Origin of the sequence: Burkholderia sp. Bp8986 (assembly GCF_003854225.1) — a bacterium.
Lineage (GTDB): Bacteria > Pseudomonadota > Gammaproteobacteria > Burkholderiales > Burkholderiaceae > Burkholderia.
The window spans coordinates 143,445-164,501 of record NZ_QTQM01000006.1 but is presented as its reverse complement, the minus strand read 5'-3'; the positions used below and the strand labels follow the sequence as shown (position 1 = coordinate 164,501).

The following is a 21,057-nucleotide window of genomic DNA, read 5'->3' as shown; positions in this document are numbered from 1 at the left end:
TCGTCTCGCCTTAGCCGATGCTCGACCACTTCAGCAGCTTGGTCACGTCCGACTTGATCTTGCTGGGATTCGGGTCCTTCGGGAAACGCATCATCAGGTTGCCGTTCGGATCGACCATGTAGAGGTGGTCGCTGTCCTTCGTGCCGGCGTCGGCCGGCAGCCATGCAGCCACCGCGGCCGGATCGGCGACCAGCCGGCGCGTGTCCGGATAGGCTTCCAGAACCTTCTGCGGAATCGCGTCCGCATCACTGCGCAGCCACACCATCGTGATCCGGTGCCGCTCGCCCGCCTGCGTGACGCGGATCTGGCGCATGAAGTAGAGCTTTTGCGCGCATGCATCGTCGCACGCGCTGCGGTCGGTCATCACGAACAGCCACACGCCGCGCAGCGACGACAGCGGCACCGTCTTGCCGGTTTCGTCGGTGACCTGCAGGTCGGCCGGGATCGGCCGCTGCGGCTCGATCAGCGTGCCGTAGTTGGTCGAGCCGCCCTTCGGCTTGATCACGTAATAGGTGAAGTACGACGCGATGATCGGCGCCGCGCACACGAGACCCAGCAGCACGAGCATCCAGCGGCCGCGCTTGCGGGCCGCGGGCGAGATCGGCGCGGCGGCCGGACCCTGACGGGAAGATTGCATGGACAAATCAGACCTCTCGAAACGAACCCGCGGCGCGCGTGCGCCGCGTCCTGCCATGGCGCTCACGCGCCGGCCGACTTCTTCGCCGCACGCCGCGCGGCGTACAGGCCAAAGCCGAGCGCGACCGCCGCCATGGCCCACCACTGAAACATGTAACCGTAATTGCGCTCGACGCCGGTCGTCGCCGCCGGCCAGTCGCGCACGAGCTTGTCGCCGTCGTCGCTCGTCTGCTGGATCACGAACGGCTGCAGCGGCAGCCCCGTTTCCTTCGCATACGCGGCGACGTCCAGGTTCTGCCGGATCTTCTGGTGCGCGGCCGAGCCGCCTTCGCCGAGTTCGAACGCGCGCGACGCGTCGGCGCGCGCGATGCCTTCGATCTCGATCTCGCCGTCGGGCGTCGGGAACGGCTCGATCGCCGTGCGATCGGCGATGTTGCGCGGCAGCCAGCCGCGGTTCACCAGCACGGCGCCGCCGCCCGTGAGTTTAAACGGCATCACGACGTAAAAACCCGGCTGGTCGTTATACGGCCGATTGTCGAGGAACACCGCCTGCTCCGGCAGGAAGCGGCCCTTCGCCCGCACGCGGTGGAACTCGATCGACGCGAGCGGAATCGGCTGCGCACCGACGTCGACGGGCACCGCGTGCTCGTAACGCACGACGTTCGCCTGCAGCGCTTCCTTCTGGTGCGCGCGGTCGCGCTGCCAGAACCCGAGGCGAATCGTGACCGCGACGACGACGAGAATCAGCAGCGCAGGCAGCCAGCGGATCTTCATCGGGCCACCCGCGAGGCGCATTCGCGAAAGCGAAGTGCGATAATTATCCTCTTCCTTTCGAATTGCCGTCGTCCGGTTCGTGTCATGCACATCCTCGTTCCCATCGCCTTCGTCCTCATCGTCGCCAGCATGGGCTCGGCGCTCTACTTCATGATGCAAGACCGCGGCCATACGAAACGCATGGTGTGGTCGCTTGCCACCCGTGTCGGGCTGTCGATCTCGCTGTTCCTGTTCATCCTGTTCGCGAACTGGATGGGCTGGATCCATTCGACCGGCCTGCCGATCGGGCGTTGATGCCTTCACCGCGCCGGCCTCTGTAATCGCTGTGACATTTCGCCGCACAGCGGCGCTACCAAGCAAAAGCGCCGCCTGACTGAGTCGCGGCGGCGCCGGATTGGCGTTGAGCGCAAGCAGCCGGCCGCTGCCCCGTCCCCGCCAATGAAAACGGCCCGCGCATCGCTGCGCGGGCCGTTGTTGCATTTACAGCCAGTAGACGACGACGTACAGGCCGAGCCAGACGACGTCGACGAAGTGCCAGTACCACGCGGCGCCTTCGAATGCGAAGTGGTGATCAGGCTTGAAGTGGCCGCGGATCATCCGCACCAGCACCACCGCGAGCATCGTGCCGCCGAGGAACACGTGGAAGCCGTGGAAGCCCGTCAGCAGGAAGAACGTCGAGCCGTACACGCCCGAGTTCAGCGTCAGGTTCAGTTCGTTGTACGCGTGGTAGTACTCGAAGCCCTGCGTGAACAGGAAGCAGACGCCGAGCACGAGCGTCGCGGCCAGCCACGCGATCGCCTTGTTGCGATGATTGTCGCGCAGCGCGTGGTGCGACACCGTCAGCGTCGCGCCCGACGACAGCAGCAGCGCCGTGTTCAGCGTCGGGATCGGCCACGGGCCCATCGTCTTGAAGTGACCGGCGAGCGCGGCCGGGCCTTCGTTCGGCCACACGGCGGAGAAATCCGGCCAGATCAGCTTGTAGTCGAGGCTGCCGAGCTGGTGCAGCGCGATTTCACGCGCGTAGAACAGCGCGCCGAAGAATGCGCCGAAGAACATGACTTCGGAGAAGATGAACCAGCTCATGCTCCAGCGGTACGACTTGTCGACGTTCTTGCCGTAATGACCGCCTTCCGACTCGGCGATCGAATCGCCGAACCAGTGGTACAGCGTGAAGAGCAACCACAGCAGGCCAAGCAGCGCCGTGTACGGAGCCCAGTCGTGACCGTTGATCCACAGCGCCACCGACGCGAGCATGACCAGCAGGCCGCAGGCCGCGCTGATCGGATGCTGCGACGGATGCGGCACGAAATAGTACGGGGTCTGGTTTTGACCGCTCATGCTTGATTCTCCACTTCAGTCCAATTTGTGTACCGGAAACCGCTCCGGCTTTATTTCTTGCACGGCACGACCGCCGCCGCTCTTTCCCGCACGCAGCGCCCGGGCGCTACGCACTGCATTCTTTCGTGGCCGCGAGCCTCAGCCCACGACCGCACGCACGATCAGGATCAGCACGCCGATGAACACACCGGCCGCGATCAACGCGACGATCAGCACGTGCAGCGGATTGAGCTGCGTCGCGTCGGCCTCCAGGTCGCGCCGCTTGCGCACACCGAAGAACGACCACAACACCGCTCGCAACGCCTGGCCGAACGACCCGCTCCGCTTGGTCTCTGTCACTGCCCCGTCTCCGTCGTCATGCGTCCGGCTTCGCGTCGCCCTGCGCCGCCGTCTTGCGCGGTGCCGGCGCCGGCGCGGCCGGCGTGTTCAGCTCGAAGAACGTGTACGACAGCGTGATCGTCTTCACGTCCTTCGGCAGCTTCGGATCGATCACGAACACCACCTGCATCTTGCGCGACTCGTTCGCAGCCAGCGTCTGCTGCGTGAAGCAAAAACACTCGATCTTCTTGAAGAACTCCGTCGCCTGCTTCGGCGCGTAGCTCGGAATCGCCTGCGCCACCACCGGCCGGCCCTGCCCGTTGGTCACGTCGTACACGATCGTCGTCAGTTCGCCCGGATGCACGTCGAGGCTGTTGCGCTCCGGCTTGAAACCGAGCGGGCCGCGCGCATTCGCGTCGAACTCGACCGACACCGTGCGGCTCATGTCGACCTGCGAGTTCTTCACCTCGCGTTCGCTGACATCGCGCTGCACCAGGTTGTTGATGCCGGTGATCTGGCAGATCGCGCGATACATCGGAATCAGCGCGAAGCCGAAGCCGAACATCAGTCCGGCCACGACGAAGAGCTTCACCAGCATCGAACGATTGAATGCGCGATCGACGGCGCCCTCTTCCGGCTTCGACATACGACGACTTCCTCGCTACTGCGTCAGTTACTGCATATCAGTGAGTGGACAGCCACCACTGCTTGATCACGACACCCACAAAAAAAACGGCGGCGATGACGAGCAGGATGAGGCCGAGCCGCTTGTTGCCCGCGCGAATCTGCTCGGGCGTTCGTCTTTGTTGTGGATTCCGGTTCATCTGAAACTTCGCTGAAACTTCGCTGATACATCGATTCGGCGCCCGCCGCGCCTGCCTGCGCGGCAGGCAGCGGCGGAACGCCGGGTGAAACTTATTCGACGTGCGGCGGTTGCTCGAACGTGTGGAAGGGAGCCGGGCTCGGCACCGTCCACTCGAGGCCCGTCGCGCCATCCCACGGCTTGTCCGACGCCTTTTCCAGGTCGCCGCCGCCACGGTAGGCCGGCAGCGCGACCGCGAACAGGAAGTACACCTGCGCGAGGCCGAAGCCGAATGCGCCGATCGTCGCCACCTGGTTGAAGTCCGTGAACTGCGCCGGGTAGTCCGCATAACGACGCGGCATGCCCGCGAGACCGACGAAGTGCATCGGGAAGAACGTCAGGTTGAAGAAGATCATCGACGACCAGAAGTGGATCTTGCCGCGCGTCTCGTTGTACATCCAGCCCGTCCACTTCGGCGCCCAGTAGTACCAGCCCGCGAACAGCGCGAACAGGGAGCCTGCCACCAGCACGTAGTGGAAGTGCGCCACCACGAAGTAGGTGCCGTGGTACTGGATGTCGAGCGGCGCCATCGCCAGCATCAGGCCCGTCAGGCCGCCGAACGTGAACACGAACAGGAAGCCGATCGCGAACAGCATCGGGGTCTCGAACGTCATCGAGCCGCGCCACATCGTCGCGAGCCAGTTGAACACCTTCACGCCCGTCGGCACCGCGATCAGCATCGTCGCGTACATGAAGAACAGCTGGCCGGTGACCGGCATGCCCGTCGCGAACATGTGGTGCGCCCAGACCATGAACGACAGGATCGCGATCGACGCCGTCGCATACACCATCGAGCTATAGCCGAACAGCGTCTTGCGTGCGAACGCCGGGATCACCTGCGACACGATCCCGAACGCCGGCAGAATCATGATGTACACCTCGGGGTGGCCGAAGAACCAGAAGATGTGCTGGTACATCACCGGGTCGCCGCCGCCTGCCGCGTTGAAGAACGACGTGCCGAAGTGGCGGTCGAACAGCACCATCGTGATCGCGCCTGCCAGAACCGGCATCACGGCGATCAGCAGGTACGCGGTGATCAGCCAGGTCCATGCGAACATCGGCATCTTCATCAGCGTCATGCCCGGTGCGCGCATGTTCAGGATCGTCACGACGATGTTGATCCCGCCCATGATCGACGACGCGCCCATGATGTGGACCGCGAAGATCGCGAAGTCCATGCCCGGGCCCATCTGCGTCGACAGCGGTGCGTACAGCGTCCAGCCGGCGGCCGTCGCGCCGCCCGGCGCGAAGAACGAACCGACCAGCAGCACGGCCGCGACCGGCAGCAGCCAGAAGCTGAAGTTGTTCATCCGCGCGAACGCCATGTCGGACGCGCCGATCTGCAGCGGAATCATCCAGTTCGCGAAGCCGACGAACGCCGGCATGATCGCGCCGAACACCATGATCAGGCCGTGCATCGTCGTGAGTTCGTTGAAGAACTCCGGACGCATGATCTGCAGGCCCGGCTCGAACAGTTCGGCACGGATGCCGAGTGCCATCACGCCGCCCGACAGGAACATGATGAACGAGAACAGCAGGTACAGCGTACCGATGTCCTTGTGGTTGGTGGCGAACAGCCAGCGCCGCCAGCCGTGCGGCATTTCGTGCGCGTGGTCGTCGTGCGCGTGGTCCGCGGCTACGTCGTGCCCGATGCTAGACATGAGAATCTCCTAATGCGAATACGTCGACTAACTCAGCGACACGTCAAGCCGCCGGCCCGATCTCGACCCGCCGGGCTTCCTTCGCGTCAGCCCCGCCCGTGATCGTTTCCGGCTTTTTGAGAATAATGTGGTCTTCCGCCACGCCTGCTGCCTTCAGCGCGTCGCGCACGGCCTGTGCACGATGCTTGGCCAGTTCGGCGTTCGCGTCGGCCGAGCCCGTCTTGTCGGTGAAACCCGACAGCGCGAGCTTCGCGTCCGGATGTGCCTTCGCATAGTCGGCCGCTGCGGCGATCGCCGCCTTCGCGTCGGCCGGCAGCACGCTCTTGCCCGTTTCGAAGTAGATCGTCGACACAGCCGCCGATGCCGACGCTGCCGCCGGTTGCTCGGCCGCACCCGACGCGGCTTGCGCCGGTGCCGAGGCCGCTTCGGCGGGCGCCGCGGCGCCCGCCACGTCTTCCGGCATCTTGCCGTTGCGCGCGTCGGTCACTTGCTTCGGCTGCAGCAGGTCGTTCTTGTGGTTGCCCCACGAGTTGCGCTCGTACGTGATGACCGATGCGATGTCGAGGTCCGACAGCGACGCCCACGACGGCATCGCACCCTTGCCGTGCAGCACGCGCTCGACGTGGCCGGCGATCGGGCCGTTCACGATCGGGCTGCCGTCCATCGCAGGGAAGGCGCCGAGGCCCTTGCCGTTCACCTGGTGGCAGGCCGCGCAGTTCGCCTTGTAGACTTCCTCGCCGTGCGCGACGAGTTCGGCCATCGTGTAAACCTTGTTCGGATCGACCGACGCGCTGGCCAGCTTGGCCTTCTGCGCGCTCACCCACTTCGCGTAGTCGTCGTCCGACAGCACCACGACCACGACCGGCATGAACGCGTGTTCCTTGCCGCACAGTTCGGTACAGAAGCCGCGGAACGTGCCGACCTTGTCGGCCTTGAACCACGTATCGCGCACGAAGCCGGGGATCGCATCCTGCTTCACGCCGAACGCCGGCACGTACCACGAGTGAACGACGTCGTTCGCGGTCGTGATGATGCGGATCTTCTTGTTGACCGGCACGACGAGCGGGTTGTCGACTTCCTGCAGGTAGGTCTCGGTGATCGGCTTCTTGCCCATCACTTCGTCACGCGGGGTGCTGAGCGTCGACAGGAAGCTGATGCCCTCGCCCGGCCCCTTCACGTAGTCGTAGCCCCACTTCCACTGGTAGCCGGTGACCTTGATCGTGAGATCGGCGTTGGTCGTGTCCTTCATCGCGACGACGGCCTTCGTGGCCGGCAGCGCCATCAGCACGACGATGATGAACGGCACGATCGTCCAGATGATTTCGACGGTCGTGCTTTCATGGAAATTGGCGGCCTTGTGGCCTTTGGATTTGCGGTGCGCGAAGATCGAATAGAACATCACGCCGAACACGCCGACGAAGATCACCGTACACAGGATCAGCATCATCGTGTGGAGATCGTAGAGCTCCTCGGCGATCTTCGTGACAGGCGGCTGAAAGTTGATCTCGTTGACGCGGGGGCCGCCCGGGCTATCACCGACCGCCAGAGCCGCGCCGGCAAAGAGCAATCCGCTGCATGCCAGCACGCCCGTGAGGGCTCGCTTGATTGTTTTCATAGCATCCTTACCCAAAATTTCCATTCAAACCCTCCCCCGTCGCAAGGCGCCGGCCTGTTCCGGCCGGTGCCCGCGCCTCGTCAGCCGCAGCGCCTGAGCGACACGCGCAGTTCGTCGGCGAACTGCGCACGCTTGTGCTGCGCGAGATGCTGCCCGATTACGACGGTCTGCCCGCGCGATACCAGTCGAATCGGATCGCGTGGCGTCGCACCCGGCTCGACCCGCACCCAGCGCGGATTGAATTCGATCTGCGTGAGCCGCTCCGCATCCATCCGCTCGATCACGAGCCGGTGCGGAAACAGCCTGATGCGCTCGTAATCGACCGCATGACGGGCATGGATCGCAAACGCGACGCCGACCGCCAGCAATTCGATTCCCGTGAAGGGCATGACGAGCCAGGCCCCCCGCCACATCAGCACTGCCGCGATCACCAGCGAGAAGCCCGCGAGCGACGCGTAAAACAGCACGAACTGGCGCGGCGACACCGAACAGTTGCGTTTCATGAGCCAGTCTTCGAGGACCGGTTCATCGTTCGTCTCCGCCGACACCCTTGCTGCTTCCATCGCCGCCTCACGCGAATGGCATGCGATGCATGCCTGCATCGGACTCGTCGGCCCGTATTGCGGGGACCCCGGGACGACAAGCTGACGCATTATAGGCGGGTTCAATGGCATCCACAAGCAAGCGGCTATCGGCCCGCGAGCCAAGCGCCACAAGCTTCCCGGCCGTTTTTGGCGTCTATTCGACCCCGCTTTGCGCCGCTAATTTCAGACATAACAAAACCCCTCTTTACCGCTTTACCGATTCTTCGGACGCCCCTTGCCGATATCTTCGATGCGCACGATGCCGTGCCCCTCGGCGGTCGTGCGCGGCACGGCCTTCCATGCGTGGCCGTAGATCACCTCGAACGTCAGGGCAATCGTGCCGTCCGCGCGCCGGCGCGCTTCCAGCGCGTCGCCGAGCGCCGCGCGAAAGCGCCGCGCCGCATGCTGCGGCACCGCGCGGTCGAACGGATAGGCGCCCCAGCGGCGCACGTCGGCCAGCAGGGAATCGGGGGTCTTGTACGTGACGGTCAGCACTTCCTGGTCCATCACCGGAATCTCGAAGCCGCTCTCGACGAGCATGTCGCCGAGGTCGTGCATGTCGACGAAATCGACGACGCGCGCGGCCGCCGGCGCGATGCCGAGCGCCGCTTCGGCGTCCGCGCAGGCCGCGCGCAGCTCGCGCAGCGTGTCGGGGCCGAGCGTGCTGAACATCAGCAGGCCGTTCACGCGCAGCACGCGCTGCCATTCAGGGAACACCGTATCGGGACGCGAATGCCAGTGCAGCGCGAGATTCGACCAGATCAGGTCGAACGCGCCGGCCGCGAACGGCAGCACCGAGAAGTCGGCCTGCGCGACGCGCGGGCCGCGCTGGCCCAGCGCCCGGCCGAGCGACGCGGGCAGCCAGCGGCGCCAGCTCGCCTGCTCGACCTCGCGCTGGCCCGCCCGTGCGAGCATCGCGCCGGACAGGTCGACGCCGAACACCGGGGCTTCGGGAAAGCGCGCGCGCAGCGCCGGCAGGTCGTCGCCCGGGCCGCAGCCTGCGTCGAGCACGGCCGCGGGGCTCACCTTGATGTATTCGAGGCGCTCGTTCATCCGCTGCGCGATCTCGCGCGGCAGGAACGCGACCGCGTCGAACGTGGCGGCGCGGCGATCGAAGATCCGCCGCAGACGCCGGGCGTCATTGGCCGGACGGCCGGTTGAAGTCGAAGCTGGAGACATGTCGGGCACACTGGCGAAGAGCCCGAAGTATACTCGCTCGCCTCGTAGCCTTCATCGAGGCGGGGCCGCCAGGAGTGTTCGCGATGGATCGCAGTTCCGCCCCGCGCCCGATGCGCGTCGTTTTGTCGCAGGTTCGCGCGCTGGCCGTGCGCGTCATCGCACTCGCCTTGCCGAATCGGTGCGCGCTGTGCGGCAATTTGTCACATCCGGTGATTTGCAGCGCCTGCGACGCCGCGTACTGGAACGAAGCGCGGCTGCGCTGCGACGTCTGCGCGGTACCGCTGGGCGTCGGGCGGCCGCGGCCGCGCGCAGCCCGCGGCGGGCACGGCGGCGCCGGTTCCGCGTCCGCGTACCGGTGCGAAGCATGCCGCGCGACGCCGCCGCCGTTCGATGCGACGCTCGCGCTCGCCGATTACCGCGCCCCGCTCGACGGGCTCGCGCGCGGCCTGAAGTTTCATGCGCGGCTCGCGCTCGGCGCGGAATTCGCGGCCCGGCTCGCACAGCGGATCGACGACACGGACGCGCTGCGCGCCACCGGCGGCTTCGACGTGATCGCACCGGTGCCGTTGTCGCACGGGCGGCTCGTCGCGCGCGGCTACAACCAGGCGTGGGCGATCGCGCGGCCGCTCGCGCGCCGGCTCGGCGTGCGCGCCGATGCGGCGCTGCTGGCACGCGTGGCCGAAACCGCGCCGCAGTCGCGGCTCGACCGGCGCGCGCGGCGCGACAACGTGCTCGCGGCGTTCGCGGTGGCGGGCGACCTCACCGGCCGCCACGTGGCACTCGTCGACGACGTGATGACGTCCGGCGCGACGCTCGCGGCGGCCGCGCAGGCATTGAAGGCGGCGGGCGCCGCACGCGTGACGAATCTGGTTGCGCTGCGCACCGCCAGGGATTAATTAGATAGAGAGGCCGGCCACCCGCGCGCGGCGCCGGCCGTCACGAACCGGCCGGCCGGGACGAGTGCACGTCGCTCCGTCCCGGCCGGCCCAGCCAGACCCAACCATGTTCAACGTCGTCCTCGTCGCCCCCGAAATTCCGCCGAACACCGGCAACGTGATCCGCCTGTGTGCCAATACCGGCGCGCGCCTGCATTTGATCGAGCCGCTCGGCTTTCCGCTCGACGACGCGAAGATGCGCCGCGCGGGCCTCGACTATCACGAGTACGCGGAAATGCGCGTGCATCGCGACTGGGACGCGTTCGTCGCGACCGAAGCACCCGATCCCGCGCGGATGTTCGCGTTCACGACCCGTGGCTCGGGCCGCTTCCATGACCATGCATTCGTGCCGGGCGACTGGTTCGTGTTCGGCTCGGAAACACGCGGCCTGCCGGCCGAGGTGCTCGAACGCTTCGCGAACGAACAGCGCGTACGCCTGCCGATGCGGCCGGGCAACCGCAGCCTGAACCTGTCGAACACGGTGGCGGTGGTCGTGTTCGAGGCGTGGCGCCAGGCCGGCTTCGAAGGCGGCGCCTGACGCGCCCGCCCGGGCCACGCCGCGCGGCCGGATCCGCTCACGCGCTAGATACGCGCGAGCCGCGCGCGATACAGGTCGTAGATGTCGGATGAAAAGCACGCGAACACCACGCGTGCGAGGTTCGGCGCCTGCGGCAGCATTTCGGCGACCGTGCCGACCGCGATGTCGACGGCCTCCTCGGCCGGATAGCGGTACACGCCGCAGCTGATCGCCGGGAATGCGATCGAGGTTGCCGCAACCTCCTCGGCCAGCTCGATCGCACGCCGGTAGCATGCCGCGAGCAGCTCGGGCTCGCCGCGCCCGCCGCCGTGCCACACCGGGCCGACCGCATGAATCACGTACCGGGCCGGCAGCCCGTGGCCGCGCGTGAGCTTCGCGTCGCCGGTCTCGCAGCCGCCGAGCGTGCGGCACTCGGCGAGCAGGCCCGGGCCGGCCGCGCGATGGATCGCGCCGTCGACCCCGCCGCCGCCGAGCAGCGAACCGTTCGCAGCATTGACGATCACGTCGACGTCGAGCGTCGTGATGTCGACGCGTTGCGCGTCGAGCGTGGTGGAACCGATCTGCAGCATGACACCCTCCCGAAACGCCGGAGACGGTTCAAGCGTAGTGCGCTTTGGCGCCGCCCGCTTTGCGCGAGCGCGCCCGGCCGCAAAAAATCGGTGTGATTCGTCGGCGTTATTCGGCGCGCGCGTCGCGCCGCAGCAGGCCGCTGACCGCATCGCGCGGTGCGACGCCGTCGAACAGCACACCGCACACGGCTTCGGTGATCGGCATTTCGATCGCCTGCGCGCGCGCGAGCGCGAGCACGGCCTGTGCGCAGCGCACGCCTTCGGCCACATGGCCGAGCGCGCCGAGGATGTCGTTCAGCGAGCGGCCGGCCGCCAGCTGCAGGCCGACCGTGCGATTGCGCGACAGGTCGCCCGTCGCGGTGAGGATCAGGTCGCCGAGGCCCGTGAGGCCCGTGAAGGTCTCCGCGCGGCCGCCGAGCGCGACGCCGAGCCGCGACATTTCGGCGAGACCGCGCGTGACCAGCGCGGCGCGCGCGTTCAGCCCGAGGCCGAGGCCGTCGGCGATGCCGGTCGCGATCGCCAGCACGTTCTTCACCGCGCCGCCGACCTCGACGCCGACCACGTCGTCACCCGTATAGATCCGCATCGCGCCGTGATGGAACGCGGCCAGCGTGCGCTCGCGGCATTCGGCGGACGTGCTCGCGACCGTCAGCGCGACGGGCAGCGCGAGCCCGACCTCGCGGGCGAAGCTCGGCCCCGACAGCACGCCGTTGCTGTGCTGCCCCGGCAGCTCGGCCGCGATCACCTGGTGCGGCAGCAGATGCGTGTCGGCCTCGAAGCCCTTGCAGACCCACACGACATGCGCGGGCACGCAGCCCGCGTCGCGCATCGCGCCGAACAGCGTGCGCAGCCCGGCCACGGGTGCTGCGATCACGCACAGTGCGTCGTCCGCGGCGCCGTGCGCGAGCGCCGCGCCGAGATCGGCGTCGTAGCGCAGCGCATCGGGCAGCGCGATGCCGTCCAGATAGCGGGAATTTTCGTGCCGGGCCTGCAGCCCGGCGATCAGCGCGGCGTCGCGCGCCCAGAGAAGCGTATCGTGCCGCGCGGCCAGATGGCCCGCGAGCGCGGTGCCCCAGGCACCGGCGCCGAGAACGGCTACTTTCATACCCAGCACCGGTCCGGAGTGAAACGTCAGTTCAGCGTCGTGCCGTTCGGCGCGCCTGCCGCACCGGCCTGCTGCTGCTGAAGCTGCGCGAGACGCTGCTCGTACAGCGCCTGGAAGTTGATTTCCGCCAGGTGGATCGGCGGGAAGCCCGCACGCGTGATCGCGTCGGCGATGTTCGAGCGCAGGTACGGGAACAGGATCGTCGGGCAGGCGATGCCGACGAGCGGGTCGAGCTGTTCGTCGGGAATGTTGCGAATGTCGAAAATGCCGGCCTGCTTCGCTTCGATCAGGAATGCGACCTTGTCCTTCACCTTCGCGGTGACGGTGCCCGACACGACGACTTCGAAGACGCTTTCCGCGAGACGTTCGGCCTTGACGTCGACTTCGACTTCAACCGACGGCATGTCCTGCTCGAGGAAGATCGCCGGCGAATTCGGCTGCTCGAGCGACATATCCTTCAGGTAGACGCGCTGGATGTTGAAGAACGGTTGGTTTTCGACGTCGGACATGGTGTTTCCCTAAAAGTGGTGACGCGGCGGCCCGGCTTCACGCCGGCCGCCTCGGTTGAATCCTGCGCGCTCATGCCGCGGCGCGGCCGGCGGCCATTCTGCCCTAATCAGGCCGCTTGCAGAAGCGGCACGAGCCCGCCTTCGCGGTCGAACTTCGACAGATCGTCGTAGCCGCCGACGTGCGTGTCGCCTATGTAGATTTGCGGGACCGTGCGACGGCCGGTGCGCGTCATCATTTCCTCACGGCGGGCCGGATCGCGGTCGATCAGCACCTTTTCGATCTGCTCCACGCCGCGCAGCTTCAGCAGGCGCTCGGCCTGAATGCAATACGGACACACCTGCGTGCTGTACATCAAAACCTTGCTCACTTCGCCACTCCTTGTTTGACGACCGGCATCCCGGCCTGCTGCCAGGCGGCAACGCCGCCCTCGAGCACGTGTACCTCGGCATAGCCTGCCGCCTCGACCTCGCGCGCCGCCTTCTGCGACTGCTGGCCGTTCTGGCAGACGAGCAGCACGGGGGTGCTCTTGTTTTTCGCGACCTGCGCAATTTTCGCGCCGATCTCGCCGGCGGCGACCTGGCGCGCCGACGGCAGGTGGCCGGCGGCGAAGTCGGACGCGGTACGCAGGTCGATCACGACCGCGTTGCGGCGATTGATGAGCTGCGTCGCCTCCGCGGCCGACAGGCCGCCGCGGCCGCGGCGCAGGGCCGGCCATGCGAGCAGGCCGCCGGAAACCAGAAGGATCGCGATAAGGGCCAGGTTCGTGTAATTGGTAAAGAACGTCACGGAATGCCGCCGGAAAAAGAGAAATCGGATGAGGACAATCGCGCCATTATAAAATAACCGCCTTGCGCGATGGCGGACCCGGGCCGGGTACCGCGCGACGCGCCCCGCTTCCCTATCACTACCGACCGCAAGATCCATGTACAAACTCGTTCTCATCCGCCACGGCGAATCGACGTGGAACAAGGAAAACCGCTTCACCGGCTGGGTCGACGTCGACCTGACCGAACAGGGTCGCAACGAGGCCTATCAGGCCGGCGAATTGCTCAAGGAGGCCGGCTACACGTTCGACATCGCCTACACGTCGGTGCTCAAGCGCGCGATCCGCACGCTGTGGCACGTGCAGGACAAGATGGACCTGATGTACCTGCCGGTCGTCCACTCGTGGCGCCTGAACGAGCGCCACTACGGCGCGCTGTCGGGCCTGAACAAGGCGGAAACGGCCGCCAAGTTCGGCGACGAGCAGGTGCTCGTGTGGCGCCGCAGCTACGACACGCCGCCGCCGGCGCTCGAGCCGACCGACGAGCGCGCGCCGTTCGACGATCCGCGCTACGCGAAGGTGCCGCGCGAGCAGCTGCCGCTCACCGAATGCCTGAAGGACACGGTCGCGCGCGTGCTGCCGCTGTGGAACGAGTCGATCGCGCCGGCCGTCCGTGCGGGCAAGCAGGTGCTGATCGCCGCGCACGGCAACTCGCTGCGCGCGCTGATCAAGTACCTCGACGGCATCTCGGACAGCGACATCGTCGGCCTGAACATCCCGAACGGCGTGCCGCTCGTGTATGAGCTCGACGAGAACCTGAAGCCGATCACGCACTACTACCTGGGCGACCAGGACGCGATCGCGAAGGCGCAGGCCGCCGTCGCGAAGCAGGGCAAGGCGGGCTGATACCCGTCGTGCCGGGCGGGCCGCCTCGCGCGCGGCCTGGCCGGCCGCTCCGGCGCGCGGGCGCGAACCTTCGCGGCCCCGGTGCTGTCGAACCCGCTTTCGAATCCGCTGCGCATCCGGCGCCCCCGCCGGGACCGGGCTCCCGGACCATTTCGCACCGGTCCACTGAGCAATCGGGCGAACAGTTATACTTGTCCGCTACATCCCCGCTACCGCCACGCGCTTCCCGACCGCACCAGACTCTCTATGCGAATGAAATTGAAGAACATCGGCCTGATTGCCGCGGGCCTCGCCACGGGCGTATTCGCCACGCTGCAGGTTTCGGCATCGGCCGAGCAGACCGCCACGGCACCGCTTCCCCTCGACCAGCTCCGCCTGTTCGCGGAAGTGTTCGGCCAGATCAAGCGCGAGTACGTCGAGCCGGTCGACGACAAGAAGCTGCTGACGGCGGCGATCAAGGGCATGGTGTCGAGCCTCGACCCGCACTCGTCGTTCCTCGACAAGACCGACTACGACGAGCTGCAGGAGCAGACCAAGGGCCGCTTCGCGGGTCTCGGCATCGAGATCTCGCAGGAAGACGGCCTCGTCAAGGTGATCTCGCCGATCGAAGATACGCCCGCGTTCCGCGCCGGCATCCGTCCGGGCGACCTGATCACGCGCATCAACGACAAGCCGGTGCGCGGCATGACGCTCGACAAGGCCGTCAAGCAGATGCGCGGCGAGCCGGGCACCAAGGTCACGCTGACGATCTTCCGCAAGAGCGACGACCGCACGTTCCCGATCACGGTCACGCGCGCGATCATCAGGGTCCAGAGCGTGAAGATGAAGCTGCTCGACCCGGGCTACGCGTATATCCGGATCACGAGCTTCCAGGAGCGCACGACGCCCGATCTCGCCGCGAAGCTGCAGGACATCGCGCGCCAGCAGCCGAACCTGAAGGGCCTGATCGTCGACCTGCGCAACAACGGCGGCGGCCTGCTGCAGAGCGCGGTCGGCGTCGCCGGCGCGTTCCTGCCGCCCGACTCCGTCGTCGTGTCGACCAACGGCCAGATCCCGGATTCGAAGCAGGTCTACCGCGACACCTACGACAACTACCGCCTGCCGTCCTTCGACGGCGATCCGCTGAAGAGCCTGCCGCCGATCTTCAAGACCGTGCCGATGGTCGTGCTGACGAACGCTTACTCGGCGTCCGCGTCGGAGATCGTCGCCGGCGCGCTGCAGGATTCGAAGCGCGCGCAGATCATGGGCAAGACGACGTTCGGCAAGGGCTCGGTGCAGACGGTCCGTCCGATGACGGCCGACACCGCGCTGCGCCTGACGACCGCCTACTACTACACGCCGAGCGGCCGTTCGATCCAGAACAAGGGCATCACGCCCGACGTGCCGGTCGATCAGTATGCGGACGGCGATCCGGACGACGTGCTCGTGACGCGCGAGGTCGACTACACGAACCACCTCGCGAACACGCAGGATCCGAACGAGAAGAAGGAACAGGAAGAGCGCGAACAGCGCCGGATGGATCAGCTGCGCGTCCTCGAGGAGCAGAACGACAAGAAGACGCCGGAGCAACGCCAGAAGGACCGCGATCGCAAGCCGATCGAGTTCGGCAGCGCCGACGACTTCATGATGCAGCAGGCGCTCAACAAGCTCGAGGGCAAGGCGGTGCAGGAATCGAAGTCGCTGCTCGCCGAGAGCACGACGAAGAGCCCTGCGACCAAGGCCGCGTCCCCCGCGAAGGCGTCGGGCACGAAGGCCGCCGCACCGAAGCCCGCGTCGGCGCCGCAGTAAGCGCCGGCCGGCATCCGACGGGCCATCGCGGGAAGACCGCGATGGCCCGTTTTTCATGTGCGCCTAGAATACGCAGATGGACGCAGAGGCGTCCGCGCCGCCGCCGGCGGCATGCCTCACCCGACCTCTCCCATGAACGACGATCAACTCCTCCGCTACTCCCGCCACATCCTCGTCGACGAAATCGGCATCGAGGCGCAGCAGCGCTTCCTCGACGCGCATGCGATCGTCGTCGGTGCCGGCGGTCTCGGCTCGCCGGCCGCGATGTATCTCGCGGCGTCCGGGGTCGGCACGATCACGCTCGTCGACGCCGACACGGTCGACCTCACGAACCTGCAGCGACAGATCCTGCACGTGACGGCCTCGGTCGGCCGCAGCAAGGTCGAATCGGGGCGCGACACGCTCGCGCAGCTGAACCCGGAAGTGACCGTGCATGCGGTCGCGGCGCGCGTCGACGATGCATGGCTCGACGCGCACGTGCCGCAGGCGACCGTCGTGCTCGACTGCACCGACAACTTCGCGACGCGGCATGCGATCAACCGCGCGTGCGTCGCGCACGGTGTGCCGCTCGTGTCGGGCGCCGCGCTGCGCTTCGACGGCCAGATCAGCACCTTCGACTTCCGCGACCCGGCCGCGCCCTGTTACGCGTGCGTGTTTCCGGAGGACCAGCCGTTCGAGGAAGTCGCGTGCGCGACGATGGGCGTGTTCGCGCCGACGGTCGGGATCATCGGCGCGATGCAGGCCGCCGAAGCGCTGCGCGTGATCGGCGCGATCGGCACGACGCTCAACGGGCGGCTGATGATGCTCGATTCGCTGCGGATGGAATGGACGACGATGAAGATCGCGCGCCAGGCCGACTGCCCCGTGTGCCAGGGCCGGCACTGACGCGCGCGGGATGCATGAACGCATGCGCCGGGCGGCGCATGCGCGACGTTTCGCTACCTTCGCGACGCGCGCGACGGTTTCGCCGCGCAGTCCGCGCCGCCTAGGCGGCCGCGTCCGCGCGCGGTTCCGCGACCGACAGGCGCTTGAGCGCCGCCTGCACTTCCTCCGGCTCGAACGCGGCCAGCACGTCGGCCGTCGGCTTCTCGAGCGCCTTCAGGTGCGCGCGCAGGATCTCCTGCTTCACGACCAGCAACTGGCTCGGGTGCATCGAGAACTCGGTGAGCCCCATCCCGAGCAACAGGCGCGTGAGCGCCGGATCGCCCGCCATCTCCCCGCACACCGACACCGACACGCCTGCACGCTTCGCCTCGCGCAGCGTATAGGCGATCAGGTGCAGCACCGCCGGATGCAGCGGGTCGTACAGGTGAGCGACCGCGTTGTCCGCGCGGTCGATCGCGAGCGTGTACTGGATCAGGTCGTTCGTGCCGATCGACAGGAAATCGAAGCGCTTCAGGAACAGCGGCAGCGCGATCGCCGCGGCCGGGATCTCGATCATCGCGCCGACGCGCACGTTCGGATCGTATGCGAGCCCCGCGTCGTCGAGCTGGCGCTTCGCCTCGCGGATCAGGTCGAGCGTCTGGTCGATCTCCTGCGCGTGCGCGAGCATCGGGATCAGGATCTTCACCTGCCCGAACGCGGACGCGCGCAGGATCGCGCGCAGCTGCGTGAGGAACATCTGCGGCTCGGACAGGCTCCAGCGGATCGCACGCAGGCCGAGCGCCGGGTTCGGCGCCGTCTCGTAGCCTTCGTCGAGCGCCTCGAGCGGCTTGTCCGCGCCGACGTCGATCGTGCGGATCGTCACCGGCATGCCCTTCATCCACTCGACCGCGCGCTTGTACGCGGCGAACTGCTCCTCCTCCTCGGGCATCTCCTTCTGATGCATGAACAGGAACTCGGAGCGGAACAGCCCGACGCCGACCGCGCCGGCCTCGACCGCCGCCTTCGCGTCGTCGGGCAGCTCGATGTTCGCGTAGAGGTCGATCTTCGTGCCGCACAGGGTTTGCGTCGGCGAGAACTTCAGGCGCTGCAGCTTGCGCTGTTCGAGCAGCTTCTCGGACTGGCGGTACGAATATTCCTCGAGGACGATCGGCGCGGGATCGACGATCACGATCCCCTGGTCGCCGTCGACGATGATCAGGTCGTCCTGGCGGATCAGCGAACTCGCATGCTGGACGCCGACCGCGGCCGGAATGCCGAGGCTGCGCGCGACGATCGCCGTGTGCGACGTGCGGCCGCCGAGATCGGTGACGAACGCCTGGAACGACTGCGTCTTGAACTGCATCATGTCGGCCGGCGCGATGTCGTGCGCGACGACGATCATCTCGTTCGTACCGTTCTTGGCCGCGCGATCGAGCGCCTGCGACGCCGACGGCGCACCGGCGAGCGCCTTCAGCACGCGCTCGACCACCTGCTCGATGTCGGCCTTGCGCTCGCGCAGGTATTCATCCTCGATATCGTCGAAGTGGCGCGTGAGCAGCTCGAGCTGCTCGGTCAGCGCCCATTCGACGTTGTAGCGTCGCGTGCGGACCAGGTCGATGGTTTCCTGCACGAGCATCGCGTCGCTCAGGATCATCGCGTGGACGTCGATGAACGCGCCCACTTCGGTCGGGGTGTCGTCGGTCAGGTCGGCGCGCAGCGCCTCGAGTTCGCGATGCACGACCTCGCGCGCCGTGCTGAAACGCTCGACCTCGGCGTCGATCTGGTTCGCCTCGACCAGGTAATGGGCGACGTCGAGCGCCGCCGGCGCGATCAGATACGCTCGCCCGATCGCGATACCACGTGAGACGGGAATGCCATGCAGCGTGAAGGACACGCGCACCTCCTCTGTACATGTAAAGCCGCGGCACACTGCTGCGATGCGCTTATGACCCCGGTTAGCGATTATAAATTCCGCACCTCCGTGCTGGCTGCATGCAGCGCAGCATTGCGATTTCCGCATCAATGCTACGGACGAAAAAAATGCCGCGACATACGCGGCATTCTGCTTCGAAACGGCAACGATCGCGGGGCAGGCCCCGGATCACTGACCTTCGCCGAACTTGTCCGCGATCAGCTTGAGCAACGCGTCCATCGCCTCGCGCTCGTCCGGACCTTCGGTCTCGATCGTCACGCTGCTGCCGATGCCCGCCGCGAGCATCATCACGCCCATGATGCTTTTCGCGTTGATCTTGCGTCCGTTGCGCGTCATCCAGACTTCCGACTGGAAGTTGCCGGCCAGTTGCGTAAGCTTGGCCGATGCGCGCGCATGGAGCCCCAATTTGTTGACGATGGTGGTTTCTTGTTGAAGCATGGTTCTCGGTCGGGTCGGTCGAGGCCGCCGGCGACGTGCGTCGGCGGGTCGGTCTAAAACGGAAAACGGGACGGTCAGTGCGATTCGGTGCGCGGTTGCGGCTCGGGCGGAATCGGCGCGCACTGGCCGCAGCCGGTTTCCGAAGGCGGCGGCGGCGTGCCGGCAGACACCTCGTGGACGCCCTTCGCGCCGCCGGACAGCGCCTTGTCGACGAGCTTGTCGAGCGGCACGGTACGGTAGCAGACGGCGCGCACCAGCATCGGCAGGTTCACGCCCGCCAGCACGCGCACGTTGTCGAGCTTCGCGAGCTGGCCCGCGATGTTCGCGGGCGTCGCGCCGTACATGTCGGTCAGCACGACGACGCCGTTCTCTTCCCTGAGCCGCGCGAGCTCCGCGTGTGCGAACGCCATCACCTGGGTCGGGTCGCTGTCCGCCAGCACGTCGATGCAGCCGATGCGCGCGGGCACGCCGCCGTAGATGTGCGCGATGCAGTCCCGCAGCGCGGTGGCGAGCGGCGCGTGCGCGATGATCAGAATCCCGGCCATGTCAGACTGCCCCCGGCCGCCCTTGGCGGGCCGACGCCCCGCAGCGGGGCAACGAGCATAGCGAGTATGGGAAACGTTTCATGTTCAGCCTTGCAACGGTTTCGGCCCGACCGCCGGGCCTTCGGCGCGCTGGTCGCGGCACCGGGCAAGCGGGCATTGTAGCAGGCCGGTCGAACCGCTCCGGCGACGGGGGGCCTGCGCGGCCGCCGCCGGGCTTGCGCGGAAAGCGGGCTACGCGGCCGCCCGCTCCAGCGCGTCGATGAACATCGCGGCGACGTCGAAACCCGTCTGCTCCATGATTTCGCGGAAGCACGTCGGGCTCGTCACGTTCACCTCGGTCAGCCAGTCGCCGATCGCGTCGAGCCCGACCAGCAGCAGCCCGCGCGCGGCGAGCACCGGCCCGAGCGTCGCGGCGATCTCGCGGTCGCGCGGCGTCAGCGGCTGCGCGACGCCGAGCCCGCCCGCGGCGAGATTGCCGCGCACCTCGCTGCCCTGCGGAATCCGCGCGAGCGAATACGGCACCGGCTCGCCGGCGATCAGCAGAATGCGCTTGTCGCCCGCCTTGATCTCGGGAATGAACTTCTGGATCATCAGCGAGCGCGTGCCGTCGTGGCCGAGCATCTCGATGATCGCGCCGAGATTCATCCCGTCGGCCTTCACGCGGAACACGCCCATCCCGCCCATGCCGTCGAGCGGCTTCACGATCACGTCGCCATGCTCGGCATGGAACGCTCGCAGGCGCGCGGCGTCGCGCGTGACGAGCGTCGGCGCGACGAACTGCGGAAACTCGCCGATCGCGAGCTTCTCCGAGTGATCGCGGATCGACTGGGGCTTGTTGAACACGCGCGCGCCCGCCCGTTCGGCAAGCTCGAGCATCCAGGTGGCCGTCACGTATTCCATGTCGAACGGCGGATCCTTGCGCATCAGCACCGCGCCGAACGACGTCAGCTGACGCGATTCGTGCGCGGCCGCCTCGAACCACGGCTGGCGATGCAGGTCGGCCGTGTCGCCGACGATCGTCACGCGCTGCACGTCAGCCTCGACGCCCGAGCCCGTCCATGCGAGCTGGTGCGGCTGGCACGCGTACACCGCATGCCCGCGCCGCGCGGCCTCCGCCATCATCGCGTAGGTCGAATCCTTGTAGATCTTGAAGCGCTCGAGCGGGTCGGCGATAAAGAGAATGTCCATGCGGGTCC

25 protein-coding genes are annotated in these 21,057 nt (G+C 67.1%); 6 read left to right on the top strand and 19 right to left on the bottom strand.

The annotated features are described in order from the left end of the window. Nucleotides 1-10: 10 nt before the first annotated feature. Nucleotides 11-637, bottom strand: a complete 627-nt coding sequence (locus DID99_RS08950; RefSeq protein WP_124571330.1) for a cytochrome C oxidase subunit I — start codon at nt 635-637, stop codon at nt 11-13. A gap of 62 nt (nt 638-699) precedes the next feature. Beyond that, a complete protein-coding gene (locus DID99_RS08945) occupies nt 700-1,410 on the bottom strand; it encodes an SURF1 family protein (RefSeq protein WP_260428100.1) in 711 nt (236 codons plus the stop codon). Nucleotides 1,411-1,494: 84 nt separating this feature from the next. On the opposite strand from DID99_RS08945, the gene DID99_RS08940 reads away from it, so the two are divergent. Next, the gene (locus tag DID99_RS08940; RefSeq protein WP_044848213.1) at nt 1,495-1,704 is read left to right on the top strand and encodes a twin transmembrane helix small protein; all 210 of its coding nucleotides are present in this window, start codon (nt 1,495-1,497) and stop codon (nt 1,702-1,704) included. A gap of 186 nt (nt 1,705-1,890) precedes the next feature. Here the strand turns inward: DID99_RS08940 and DID99_RS08935 are convergent, their stop codons facing one another. The 8 genes from DID99_RS08935 to DID99_RS08905 form a co-directional block, all read right to left on the bottom strand. Next, complete coding sequence (locus tag DID99_RS08935) at nt 1,891-2,748, bottom strand: cytochrome c oxidase subunit 3 (RefSeq protein WP_044848214.1); 858 nt, start codon at nt 2,746-2,748, stop codon at nt 1,891-1,893. 138 nt (nt 2,749-2,886) lie between these two features. Then, a complete protein-coding gene (locus tag DID99_RS08930) occupies nt 2,887-3,087 on the bottom strand; it encodes a DUF2970 domain-containing protein (RefSeq protein ID WP_006760730.1) in 201 nt (66 codons plus the stop codon). 16 nt (nt 3,088-3,103) lie between these two features. Beyond that, on the bottom strand, nt 3,104-3,712 hold the full coding sequence (locus DID99_RS08925; protein WP_044848216.1) for a cytochrome c oxidase assembly protein: 609 nt from the start codon (nt 3,710-3,712) through the stop codon (nt 3,104-3,106). A 37-nt stretch (nt 3,713-3,749) separates the two neighbouring features. Further along, nucleotides 3,750-3,890 (bottom strand): cytochrome oxidase small assembly protein, encoded by a 141-nt coding sequence (locus tag DID99_RS37170; RefSeq protein WP_027789063.1) that lies wholly within the window; start codon nt 3,888-3,890, stop codon nt 3,750-3,752. 91 nt (nt 3,891-3,981) lie between these two features. Continuing rightward, on the bottom strand, nt 3,982-5,589 hold the full coding sequence (gene ctaD, locus DID99_RS08920) for a cytochrome c oxidase subunit I (protein WP_124666516.1): 1,608 nt from the start codon (nt 5,587-5,589) through the stop codon (nt 3,982-3,984). A gap of 43 nt (nt 5,590-5,632) precedes the next feature. Then, on the bottom strand, nt 5,633-7,228 hold the full coding sequence (gene coxB, locus DID99_RS08915; RefSeq protein WP_124486532.1) for a cytochrome c oxidase subunit II: 1,596 nt from the start codon (nt 7,226-7,228) through the stop codon (nt 5,633-5,635). 56 nt (nt 7,229-7,284) lie between these two features. Continuing rightward, a complete protein-coding gene (locus DID99_RS08910) occupies nt 7,285-7,806 on the bottom strand; it encodes a DUF2244 domain-containing protein (RefSeq protein ID WP_044848219.1) in 522 nt (173 codons plus the stop codon). 195 nt (nt 7,807-8,001) lie between these two features. Then, nucleotides 8,002-8,967 (bottom strand): methyltransferase domain-containing protein, encoded by a 966-nt coding sequence (locus DID99_RS08905; RefSeq protein WP_124666515.1) that lies wholly within the window; start codon nt 8,965-8,967, stop codon nt 8,002-8,004. Nucleotides 8,968-9,050: 83 nt separating this feature from the next. On the opposite strand from DID99_RS08905, the gene DID99_RS08900 reads away from it, so the two are divergent. After that, a complete protein-coding gene (locus DID99_RS08900) occupies nt 9,051-9,863 on the top strand; it encodes a ComF family protein (protein WP_124571332.1) in 813 nt (270 codons plus the stop codon). 106 nt (nt 9,864-9,969) lie between these two features. After that, entirely contained in the window at nt 9,970-10,440 is a 471-nt protein-coding gene (trmL, locus tag DID99_RS08895; RefSeq protein WP_044848221.1) for a tRNA (uridine(34)/cytosine(34)/5-carboxymethylaminomethyluridine(34)-2'-O)-methyltransferase TrmL, read from the top strand. A gap of 44 nt (nt 10,441-10,484) precedes the next feature. Here the strand turns inward: trmL and DID99_RS08890 are convergent, their stop codons facing one another. The 5 genes from DID99_RS08890 to DID99_RS08870 all read right to left on the bottom strand — a co-directional run bounded on the left by DID99_RS08890 (nt 10,485) and on the right by DID99_RS08870 (nt 13,410). Continuing rightward, nucleotides 10,485-11,009, bottom strand: coding sequence for an O-acetyl-ADP-ribose deacetylase (locus tag DID99_RS08890; protein WP_124486536.1), 525 nt, complete (start codon nt 11,007-11,009; stop codon nt 10,485-10,487). Nucleotides 11,010-11,115: 106 nt separating this feature from the next. Continuing rightward, on the bottom strand, nt 11,116-12,114 hold the full coding sequence (locus DID99_RS08885) for an NAD(P)H-dependent glycerol-3-phosphate dehydrogenase (protein WP_044848223.1): 999 nt from the start codon (nt 12,112-12,114) through the stop codon (nt 11,116-11,118). A gap of 26 nt (nt 12,115-12,140) precedes the next feature. Beyond that, nucleotides 12,141-12,623 carry a protein-export chaperone SecB gene (gene secB, locus DID99_RS08880; RefSeq protein WP_014895954.1) on the bottom strand — a complete coding sequence of 161 codons (483 nt, stop codon included), beginning with the start codon at nt 12,621-12,623 and terminating at the stop codon, nt 12,141-12,143. Between the two features lie 107 nt (nt 12,624-12,730). Then, complete coding sequence (gene grxC, locus DID99_RS08875) at nt 12,731-12,991, bottom strand: glutaredoxin 3 (RefSeq protein WP_124666514.1); 261 nt, start codon at nt 12,989-12,991, stop codon at nt 12,731-12,733. Further along, a complete protein-coding gene (locus DID99_RS08870; protein ID WP_050014781.1) occupies nt 12,988-13,410 on the bottom strand; it encodes a rhodanese-like domain-containing protein in 423 nt (140 codons plus the stop codon). The genes grxC and DID99_RS08870 overlap by 4 nt, the downstream gene beginning before the upstream one ends. A 136-nt stretch (nt 13,411-13,546) precedes the next feature. On the opposite strand from DID99_RS08870, the gene gpmA reads away from it, so the two are divergent. The 3 genes from gpmA to DID99_RS08855 all read left to right on the top strand — a co-directional run bounded on the left by gpmA (nt 13,547) and on the right by DID99_RS08855 (nt 16,966). Next, nucleotides 13,547-14,293 carry a 2,3-diphosphoglycerate-dependent phosphoglycerate mutase gene (gene gpmA / locus DID99_RS08865; RefSeq protein WP_044848226.1) on the top strand — a complete coding sequence of 249 codons (747 nt, stop codon included), beginning with the start codon at nt 13,547-13,549 and terminating at the stop codon, nt 14,291-14,293. A 246-nt stretch (nt 14,294-14,539) separates the two neighbouring features. After that, on the top strand, nt 14,540-16,081 hold the full coding sequence (locus DID99_RS08860; protein ID WP_124486538.1) for a S41 family peptidase: 1,542 nt from the start codon (nt 14,540-14,542) through the stop codon (nt 16,079-16,081). Between the two features lie 132 nt (nt 16,082-16,213). Continuing rightward, nucleotides 16,214-16,966 carry a molybdopterin-synthase adenylyltransferase MoeB gene (locus tag DID99_RS08855; protein ID WP_124666513.1) on the top strand — a complete coding sequence of 251 codons (753 nt, stop codon included), beginning with the start codon at nt 16,214-16,216 and terminating at the stop codon, nt 16,964-16,966. 100 nt (nt 16,967-17,066) lie between these two features. On the opposite strand, the gene ptsP is transcribed toward DID99_RS08855, so the two are convergent. From ptsP to gshB, 4 genes are all read right to left on the bottom strand, one after another. After that, the gene (gene ptsP / locus DID99_RS08850) at nt 17,067-18,839 is read right to left on the bottom strand and encodes a phosphoenolpyruvate--protein phosphotransferase (RefSeq protein WP_044848237.1); all 1,773 of its coding nucleotides are present in this window, start codon (nt 18,837-18,839) and stop codon (nt 17,067-17,069) included. Between the two features lie 207 nt (nt 18,840-19,046). After that, complete coding sequence (locus tag DID99_RS08845) at nt 19,047-19,316, bottom strand: HPr family phosphocarrier protein (protein ID WP_006752075.1); 270 nt, start codon at nt 19,314-19,316, stop codon at nt 19,047-19,049. Between the two features lie 74 nt (nt 19,317-19,390). Continuing rightward, on the bottom strand, nt 19,391-19,861 hold the full coding sequence (locus DID99_RS08840) for a PTS sugar transporter subunit IIA (protein WP_044848229.1): 471 nt from the start codon (nt 19,859-19,861) through the stop codon (nt 19,391-19,393). 231 nt (nt 19,862-20,092) lie between these two features. Then, a complete protein-coding gene (gene gshB, locus DID99_RS08835) occupies nt 20,093-21,049 on the bottom strand; it encodes a glutathione synthase (RefSeq protein ID WP_124571335.1) in 957 nt (318 codons plus the stop codon). Nucleotides 21,050-21,057 lie beyond the last annotated feature (8 nt).